The organism is Phytohabitans sp. LJ34, assembly GCF_052068095.1.
Lineage (GTDB): Bacteria > Actinomycetota > Actinomycetes > Mycobacteriales > Micromonosporaceae > Phytohabitans.
On sequence record NZ_JBQHDG010000001.1, the window covers coordinates 645649 to 654703 of the forward strand.

The 9055-nt window shown below is 72.5% G+C and carries 6 protein-coding genes; 5 read left to right on the forward strand and 1 reads right to left on the reverse strand.

The features are described from left to right. The first annotated feature begins 696 nt into the window (after positions 1–696). The 3 genes from ACTMTJ_RS03085 to ACTMTJ_RS03095 all read left to right on the forward strand — a co-directional run bounded on the left by ACTMTJ_RS03085 (position 697) and on the right by ACTMTJ_RS03095 (position 2968). Entirely contained in the window at positions 697–1497 is an 801-nt protein-coding gene (locus tag ACTMTJ_RS03085; protein WP_441214458.1) for an Fpg/Nei family DNA glycosylase, read from the forward strand. Between the two features lie 68 nt (positions 1498–1565). After that, the gene (locus ACTMTJ_RS03090; protein WP_441214459.1) at positions 1566–2060 is read left to right on the forward strand and encodes a SigE family RNA polymerase sigma factor; all 495 of its coding nucleotides are present in this window, start codon (positions 1566–1568) and stop codon (positions 2058–2060) included. Next, a complete protein-coding gene (locus ACTMTJ_RS03095) occupies positions 2057–2968 on the forward strand; it encodes a hypothetical protein (RefSeq protein ID WP_441214460.1) in 912 nt (303 codons plus the stop codon). The genes ACTMTJ_RS03090 and ACTMTJ_RS03095 overlap by 4 nt, the downstream gene beginning before the upstream one ends. On the opposite strand, the gene ACTMTJ_RS03100 is transcribed toward ACTMTJ_RS03095, so the two are convergent. After that, positions 2965–4053, reverse strand: a complete 1089-nt coding sequence (locus tag ACTMTJ_RS03100) for a carboxylate-amine ligase (protein WP_441214461.1) — start codon at positions 4051–4053, stop codon at positions 2965–2967. The genes ACTMTJ_RS03095 and ACTMTJ_RS03100 overlap by 4 nt on opposite strands. 92 nt (positions 4054–4145) lie before the next feature. Here ACTMTJ_RS03100 and ACTMTJ_RS03105 point away from each other — a divergent pair, with 92 nt between their 5' ends. Both ACTMTJ_RS03105 and ACTMTJ_RS03110 read left to right on the forward strand, forming a co-directional pair. Further along, complete coding sequence (locus ACTMTJ_RS03105) at positions 4146–7259, forward strand: lysine--tRNA ligase (protein ID WP_441214462.1); 3114 nt, start codon at positions 4146–4148, stop codon at positions 7257–7259. 295 nt (positions 7260–7554) lie between these two features. Next, the gene (locus ACTMTJ_RS03110) at positions 7555–8580 is read left to right on the forward strand and encodes a glycoside hydrolase family 11 protein (RefSeq protein ID WP_441214463.1); all 1026 of its coding nucleotides are present in this window, start codon (positions 7555–7557) and stop codon (positions 8578–8580) included. Positions 8581–9055: the final 475 nt, after the last annotated feature.

A 9055-nucleotide genomic window follows, 5' to 3' on the forward strand; every position in this document is an offset into this window, starting at 1 on the left:
CTGGTCGCCGGCCGCTCATGGACCGCCGTGCGACCCGCCTCACGACCGAAGGCACGATCGTCGGTCGCGCTCGGCGTCCGGTCCTCGGGCCGGCCTTCAGCCCGACCCTCAGCTCGGGCTGCTTCTTCTCGTTGCGCCTCACTTCGACGCGTCAAAGATGGGATCCGCACCGCGGCGCACCTCCTCTAGCGGGCGCGGAGCACTCCGGTATGGCCACCGCGCGGGGGTTACTCCATCGGCATACCCAGATGGGCGAGAACTCATGCACTACCATCCCCGAGCGGAGGCCAATCGCGATCTTGATTGGTCTTCGAAACAGTTTTCCCGGGTCCGCGTCAGCTGCGGACCGCTGCTCCCGCCGGAGACCGCGAAGGTCGGCGGCTCGCAGGCGAGCCGAAATCCCCGACCTTCGCTGCCAGGCCCGCGCCGCAAGCCCCATCTTTCGGGCCTGGGCGGGCCCGTCCGACGGAGGCATGCGCGGCTGCGTCGAAGCTGGCAGATCTTGGTATTGATCCGCCCCTATGGGGGCGGTTTCGTACCACGATCCGTTGCCGCGTCGGGAAACCTGGCCGCTGCGCGATCCCGCCCCCGATGCCGTTGCGGGCGCGGTGGGTCTCGTCGCGCGACCGGGCCTGACGGCCGCGGCCGGGGTGGGTGCGGTGGGACCCTACCCCGAAGGTCTCTAAGGTTTCAGTCGTGCCAGAGGGTCACACCATCCACCGCCTCGCCGCCCGGCACCGGTCGCTGCTCGCCGGGCGGCGGGTGACCGTGTCCAGCCCGCAGGGGCGCTTCGCGGCCGGGGCCGCGCTGCTGTCCGGCACGGTGCTGGTAGACACCGAGGCGTACGGCAAGCACCTGCTGCACCACTACGAGGGCGGCCGCACTCTGCACGTGCACCTCGGGCTGTACGGGGTCTTCAGCGACGGCGAAGCGCCCACCCCGCCACCTGTCGGACAGGTACGGCTGCGCCTGGAGACCGAGCGGCACTGGATCGACCTGCGCGGGCCCGCCGCCTGCGAGCTGCTCGACGACCCCGAGGCGCTGCGGGCCCGGCTCGGTGCCGACCCGCTGCGCGACGACGCCGACCCGGACGCCGCCTACGCGCGTATCTCCCGCAGCACCATGCCGCTGGCCGCGCTGCTGCTCGACCAGTCCACTGTGGCCGGACCGGGCCTGGTGTACGTCTCCGAAGTGCTCTTCCGCGCCGGCATCCCGCCGACCCGCGCCGGCCGCCGGCTCACGCCGGCCCAGTGGGGCGACCTCTGGACCGACCTGCGCGAGCTGATGAAGGAGGGCGTGACCCGCGGCCGGATCGACACGGTGCACAGTCACCACATGCCCGAGGCGATGGGCCGCGCCCCACGGGTCGACCGCCACGGCGGCGAGGTGTACGTCTACCGCCGCGCCGGCCAGCCGTGCCTGATCTGCGGCACCGAGATCCAGCGGTCCGGCCTCGCCGGCCGAAACTCGTACTGGTGCCCGACCTGCCAGCCGTAAAGAGCCAGCCGTAGAGAGGCGTGGCAACCATCGGCCCGCGCCGCCCTGTTGACCGGGTGGGAGGGACGGTGGACGACTTCGAGGCGTACCTGGTGGCGGCCTGGCCGCGGCTGCTGCGCTCGGCATGGCTGCTGACCGGCGACTGGCACCGGGCCGAAGACCTGCTGCAAACCGTGCTCGCGAAGGCGTACGGGCGGTGGCCGCGGATCCGGACCGGCGCACCCGACGCATACCTGCGGGCGATGCTGGCCACCACCTACCTGAACTGGTGGCGGCGCCGGTGGCGGGGTGAGGTGCCGACCGAGCGGCTGCCCGACCGCCCGGGCCTGGACCCGCACGCCGACGCCGAGGTGCGGAGCGCGATGCGGACCGCGCTGCGGGCGCTGCCCCGGCAGCAGCGGGCCGTGCTGATGCTGCGGTTTCACGCCGACATGACCGAGGCGGCGACCGCCGAGGCGCTCGGCATCCGCCTGGGCACCGTCAAGTCCTACACCGCACGCGCGCTGGCCACGCTCCGGGCCGATCCGGCGCTGCGCGACCTACTCGAGGAGGCGCACCGATGACCGACGACACCGTGTCCCGCCTGCTCGAAGAGGCTGTGCCCGGCATACCGGACGAGCTGCGCCGGCCGCCGCTGCGCGAGGTACGCGCGCGAGCGCGCCGGCGCCGGACCCGCCGCAACGCCCTCGCGGCGGCCGCGGTCACGATGGCGCTGGTGATCACGCCGGCCCTCTGGCGCCAGGCGACGCCGGACGAGTCGGCGCCGCCCTCCGCCGGCGAGCGACCCGTCCTGCCCGGCTCGACGCTCGGTACGAAGGTCACCTGGTGGATGGCGCGAGTAGACCGGACCGGCACCAAGGTCACGCTTTACGCGACGCGTCCCCCGGACGGCCCGCCCTGCCAGGACAGGTGGTTTCTCCAGGCGAGCACCGCGATGGAGGACGACGTGGCCACCTTGGGGCTGTGGGATGTCTCCGTGGATGGCCTCGGCTGCCCCTCACAGGGGGGCGGCTCCCTGGTCCCCGTCGAGGTCACCTTGCACCAGCCACTCGGCGACCGTGCGCTCGTCGACGGCTTCGACGAAACCACGCGCCCGGTGTACCGCGAGGCAGACCTGCCGGTGGTGCCGCAGGGGCCGGATGGCTGGTCCGAGGTGACCACGAGCTTCGGCGCCAGCCCAGGGTCCGAGGGTTTGTGGTCCGTGGGGTACACCCGGAGCGGCGGGCCGGACGTCTGGATCCACGGGTATCCGCCGGACCAGGCGCCGACGCCGGCCGCGGACCCGATCGACACGGTCGACGTCCTCGGCGCGCGCGGCACGATCTATCCGCGCGCGATCAAGGAAATCGGCTACGAGCTCCGCTGGGAGGCGTCTGGGGTGGTCTACTTCCTCGAACTGTCGCCCACGGAGGGAGAAAGGATCTCCCTTCAGCAGTTTCGCCAGGTGCTGACCCGCCTCGACATCTCCTAGGCGATCGTCACCAGGTCGAGCACGGCCCCCATGTCGCCGGTGCGCGCGTACACGGCCCGCTGCCGCGACGCGCCGGTGCCCCGGGAGCGCAGCCGCCCCATGAGGGGCAGGGCAAGCTCGAGGTCGCCGTTGCGCTCGAGCTCGGGGCGCACCGTGTCGAAGAGACGCTGAAACAGGTGCCACGCCGGCCGGCTGCGCTGGTCGGCCGGGTCGTCCAGGAGGCCGGCGAGCCCGTCGTGCGCGGCGCGCCAGTGTGCCGCCGACAGCAGGGGCTGGTCGATGCGGGGTGCCGGGCGGCCGGCCTCGATGTCGGCCAGCACCGTGCCGACGAGGGCCCGGGCCAGCGCGGCCACCAGGATCGTGTCGTCGAGGCTGGGGCAGACGTCGCCGAGGCGGAGCTCGACGGTGGGATAGCGGGCGGAGAGGCGGGCGTACCAGTACAGCATCGCCTCGTCGAGCATCGCCCCGGACGCGACCAGCCGGCTCACCAGGTCTTCGTAGTGGTCGTGCGACTCCAGGAACGGCGTCGGCCCGACCGAGGGCCACCGCGCCCACATCACCGAACGCCAGCTCGCGTATCCGCTGTCCCGCCCCTCGGCGAACGGCGAGTTGGTGGTCGCCGCGTGCAGGAGGGGGAGCCAGGGACGCAGGTGGTTGAGCACCTGGACGCCGGTGTCCGGGTCGGGCACTCCGATGTGGACGTGCAGCCCGTTGAGCCCCGGGCCGGGCGAGAGGGCGCCGTAGCGCTCGACCATCCGGTGGAAGCGCGGCTCGTCCACCACCGGCGGCTCCGGGCCGGTGACCGGGCAGCAGCCGATGGCGGCCACCCGCGCGCCCGCCCGCCCCGCCGCGCCCGCGATGCCGGAGCGGAGCATGCCGAGCGAGTGCCGTAACGCGCGCAGGTCGAGCCCGGGTGGGCTGTTGATCTCGATCTGGCTGGTGAGGTACTCCCGGGTCACCTGTCCCCGCAGGTCGTCGGGCACCTCGGCCAGCACCGCGTCAACGGCCGGGGCCGCCTGGCTCTTCTCGGCGTCGAGGAGCAGGAATTCCTCTTCGACACCCACGGTCAGCCGCACGCCAGTCATGTACCCAGATCCCCCGTCGCTGGAAACACCGTCGTTTTCCGAAAAATACTCCCATAATGGGCACAACCGCCACCGCTGGTAGGAGGGCCGACGTGACCACCACTCTGGGGCCGATCCTGACCCGCGCCGAACCGCACGCCGAGGCGCCGGTCGCGCCGCGGCCACGCGCCGCGCGCACTCCCACGATCTTCGCCGCCATCTTGTGGGCGGTCGCCGTGGTCGCCGCGCTCGCGGCCGTCGCGGGTGTCTTCACCGACGAGGTACGCCGCGATCTCGGCGCGCCACTCGTGCCGGTCCCGCCCAACCTGGGGTACGCGACGTTCGTCGCCCTGCTCGCCGTCGCGACCGCCCGGCGCAAGCGGATCGCGTACGCGGTGCTGATCGCCTATTTCGCCGTCGCCGTCACGGTCGGCGCGGTGCTGCTGGCCATGCCCACCGACCGCCTCGCCGACGCGGGCATCGGAGAGGGCGACCGCATCGTCGCGGGCGTGCACGGCGGGGTCGCCGCGCTCGCCCTGATCGCGCTGCTGATCGCCCGGCGTGACTTCACCGCCCGGATGCGCCCCGGCCGTCCCGGTCTGGCGGCGGTCGTGCTCGCGGTGCTCGCCGGCGCAGGCGTGGCGATCGGGTACCTCCTTGTCCAGGCCGCACCGGGTGAGCTGGGCGCGGCCGGCGAGCGGGTGGCGTACGCGGCGGAGAAGGTGCTCGGCGGCGCGGTCGTCGACCCGGGTCGCGCGGCGCGGGCGCCCGGCTGGGTGGACCTCCTGCTCGGCCTGCTCGGCGCGCTCGCGCTGCTGGGCGCGCTGTGGACGCACCGCCGGGCGCAGCGGGCCGCCGCCGTGCTGCCGGTCGGTGACGAGGAGCGGATCCGCGACCTCCTGCGCCGGTACGGCGACCGTGACTCGCTCGGCTACCTCGCGACCCGGCGGGACCACCTCGCCGCGTTCTCGCCCACGGGCAAGTCCGCGGTCTCCTACCGGATGGTGAACGGCCTCGGCCTAGCCACCGGCGACCCGATCGGCGACCCGGAGGCATGGGCGCCGGCCGTGGCCGCGTGGCTGGAGCGCGCCGGCGAGTACGCCTGGACACCGGCCGTCACGGGCGCGAGCGAGGAGGGCGCGGTGGCGTACGCCCGCGCCGGGCTCACCGCCACCCGCACCGGTGACGAGGCGATCCTCCACAGCGGAGAGTTCACATTGGACGGCCGGCGCATGCGCCCGGTGCGGCAGGCGGTCAGCCGGGTGGAGCGGACCGGGTACACGGCACAGGTTCGCCGGCTCTCGGAGGTATCCGACGAAGAGCTGAAGGCGGCCGCGGCGCTGGCCCGCTCGTGGGGCGGCGCCGGCGCCCTCGGGCGGTTGGGTGACCCGGGAGACGGGCGGTGCGTGCTGGTCGAGGCGTACGACGGCGACGGTGCGCGGCGGGCCCTGCTCTCGTTCGTGCCGTGGGGCGCCCACGGGCTGAGCCTCGACGTCGCGGCCCGCGCGCCGGAGACCGACCCGGGCGTGGTCGAGTTCCTCGTGGCGGCGCTGATGCGGGCGGCGCCCCGGCTGCGCGTCGACTCGGTGTCGCTCGGCGTCGGGCGGTACGCCGAGAGCGCCCGCTACCAGCCACAGTGGACTCCCCGGTACACCTGCGTGGCCGATTCGCGTGACCTGGCGAAGGTGCGGCGGGCGGCGTCGGTGCCGGTGGCGCCGGTAGCCATAGCCACGGCGGCCGGTGAGACGAGCGTCGCGGAAGACGAGCCGGACCGCTGCGAGCAGGCCCGCATCCGGCTCGGCAAGCGGGAACGCCTGATCGAGGCGGGCGCCGACCCGTACCCGGCGGGCTTTCCGCGTACGGACAACACGGTCGCGGTGACGATCCGGCACGAAGGGCTGCCGCCGGACACGCGTACCGGCGAGATCGTCGCGGTGGCCGGCCGCATCGTTCTGATGCGCGACCACGGCGGCGTCTGCTTCGCCACGTTGCGGGACTGGACCGGCGACCTCCAGGTGATGGTCGACGGCGACGTCGAGGCGTGGCGGTCCACAGTGGACATCGGTGACCACGTGGGGGTACGCGGCGAGGTGGTCACCAGCCGTCGCGGCGAGCTCTCCGTGCGCGCGGAGGCCTGGCAGCTCACCGCCAAGTGCCTGCGCCCGCTGCCGGACAAGCGCCACGGCCTCGCCGGGCCGGAGGCGCGGGTGCGCCAGCGCTACCTCGACCTGATCACCAGCGCCGAGGCCCGTGACGTGCTCCGGGCCCGCAGCGCCGCGATACAGAGCCTGCGCGAGACGCTGATCGACCGCGGCTACCTGGAGGTGGAGACGCCGGTGCTCCAGCGGGTGGCGGCGGGAGACGCGACGCGGCCGTTCACCACCCGCGCCGGCGCCTACGACCTGCGGCTCTACCTCCGCGTGGGCCCGGAGCGCTACCTCAGGCGGCTCGCCGTCGGTGGGGTAGAGCGGGTCTTCGAGCTGGGCCGCTCCTTCCGCAACGAGGGCGCGGACGTCAAGCACAACCCGGAGTTCACGCTGCTCTCGGCGTACCAGGCGTACGCCGACCACCGCACGACGCGGGCGCTGGCACAGACGCTGGTGCAGCGGGCGGCACTTGCCGCGTACGGCTCGACGGTCGCTTACCGGCCGGGCGCCAACGGCACACCCGTCGAGTACGACCTGACCGGGGACTGGCCGGTAGTGCCGTTTTACCACGCGCTCTCGGCGGCGCTCGGCGAGTTCGTGTCGGCGGACACCGGCGTCGGCGCGCTGCGCCGGATTGCCGAGGCGGCCGGCGTGCCGTGCGACGAGCGGGAGGAGCGGGGCGCGCTGCTGCGCGAGATGTACGAGCGGCTGGTGGCGGCGCGCACCACCGGGCCGGTGTTCTACGTGGACTTTCCGGCTGAGGTGTCGCCACTCGCCCGGGCGCACCCGGCCGACGCGCGGCTGGCCGAGCGGTGGGACCTGGTGGCGTACGGCACCGAGATCGGCACCGGCCGCTCCGAGCTCACCGACCCGGTCGAGCAGCGGCGGCGGCTGGCGGAGGCGGCGGCCGACGACCCGGACGCGGCCGAGCCGGACGAGGACTACCTGCAAGCGCTGGAGTACGCGATGCCACCCACGGGCGGCCTGGCGCTCGGCGCGGACCGGGTGGTCATGCTGCTGACCGGCCGCTCGATCCGGGAGACGCTCCCGTTCCCTCTGGTCCGCGAGGCCCGCCGCTGACCGGAAGGCTTCTGGAAGTTTCGGAAACATGAGCCTTATGCCAGGTCGCTTCGAGGTGGTGCGGCTGACCAGCGGGCGAGCCTCTGACAGGCAGCCACGTACAGGCCAGACCCTGTGCCTCGACCAGGGCTCTAGCGGGATAAGGTTTCGGAATCGTTCCGGGAAGTGTTGACAACGCCAGCGAGTCGAAACAATACTGTGCCATCGATGGCATCAGCCGCCATCGATCCGGGTCTTCCCCACGGAGACTCTGGTCCTCTGGTCGTCGACCGGCCCACCAGGAGGAAGCGCGAATATGAACGACGCCCCCGTTCGCCCCACGAGCCGCAGACGCGGCCGCACCAGGATGCTCATCGGCGCCGCCTGTGCCGTAGTGCTGGCCGTCGGCGGCACGCTCACGGCCACCGCTGCGAACGCCGAAGCCGACCGCCAGGTCTGCTCGAACACCACCGGCACGCACAACGGGTTCTACTTCTCGTTCTGGAAAGACAGTGGCGACGCCTGCGTAGTGCTGCGCGAGAACGGCCGGTACTCCAGCTCGTGGAGCAGGAGCACCAACAACTGGGTCGGCGGCAAGGGTTGGGCCACCGGTAGCCGGCGGACGGTCAGCTACTCGGGCACCTACAACCCGGGTAACAACAACACTTACCTCGCCCTGTACGGGTGGACGCGGAACTCGCTCATCGAGTACTACGTCGTGGAGAACTTCGGCAGCTACAACCCGAGCAGCGGCGCCCAGCGGCTGGGCACCGTCACCACTGACGGCGGCACCTACGACATCCTGCGCAGCCAGCGGGTCAACCAGCCGTCGATCGACGGTACCGCCACGTTCTACCAGTACTGGAGCGTCCGCCAGCAGAAGCGGAGCAGTGGCACCATCACCTTCGCCAACCACGTCGACGCCTGGGCCCGCGCCGGCCTCAACCTCGGCAGCAGTTGGGCCTACCAGGTCATGGCCACCGAGGGCTACCAGAGCCAGGGCAGCTCTGACATCACGGTCCGGGAAGGCGGGGGCGGCAACCCCACCACCAACCCCACCACGAGCAACCCCGGCGGTGGCAACTGCTCGGTGAGCGTCAGCCGGGCGGAAGACTGGAGTGACCGGTTCAACACGACCTTCTCGGTCAGCGGCGCCAGCAACTGGGTCGTCACCATCCGCACCAACGGCAGCCAGAGCCTGCAAAACAGCTGGAACGCGTCGGTCAGCGGCAGCAGCGGCACACTCACGGCGAGGCCGAACGGCAGCGGCAACAACTTCGGCATCACGCTCTACAAGAACGGCAACAACACGACGCCGACCGCGAGTTGCGCGACCGGCTAACGCGCGAAACGCATCCTGTGGCGCGGTGGCCAACGGCCACCGCGCCACACTGCTGCCCGGCGCTCTGGAGACCTTTCGGAGTGGGGATGAGCCGGGCCCTGAGTTCCTGTTAGGACGGAGATTTGAGCTACCGCGATGTCCGTCGTGGTCCAGACCGCTGCTCCCGCGGCCTCACTCTCCGCCGCTGGTCACGGTCACCCCTTGCGGGGTGAGGATTTGTCCACGATGTCTGTTGCCGGGTCGGCGCGGACGACGGACAGCGGAGCCTCGTTACCATCAGTAACGGCCGCGAGGTCCTGACCCGGGGCTGGTGACGCCGTGTCACAACCGGTGCGGCGACAGCCGCACCGACCGCGGGCACCCCTCCGAAAGGGATCCGGCCCCCCGTGGGCTTGCGTCGCGGACCTGGCAGCGCGGGTCGGGGATCTCGGCGAGCGCCAGCTCGCCGCCGACCCGCGCGGTCTCCGGCGGGAGC

What these genes read in the sequence shown, in the direction of transcription:
- ACTMTJ_RS03110 (WP_441214463.1), top strand. Translation starts at nt 7,555, where the DNA reads ATGAACGACGCCCCCGTTCGCCCCACGAGCCGCAGACGCGGCCGCACC.
- ACTMTJ_RS03095 (WP_441214460.1), top strand. Translation starts at nt 2,057, where the DNA reads ATGACCGACGACACCGTGTCCCGCCTGCTCGAAGAGGCTGTGCCCGGC.
- ACTMTJ_RS03100 (WP_441214461.1), bottom strand. Translation starts at nt 4,053, where the DNA reads ATGACTGGCGTGCGGCTGACCGTGGGTGTCGAAGAGGAATTCCTGCTC.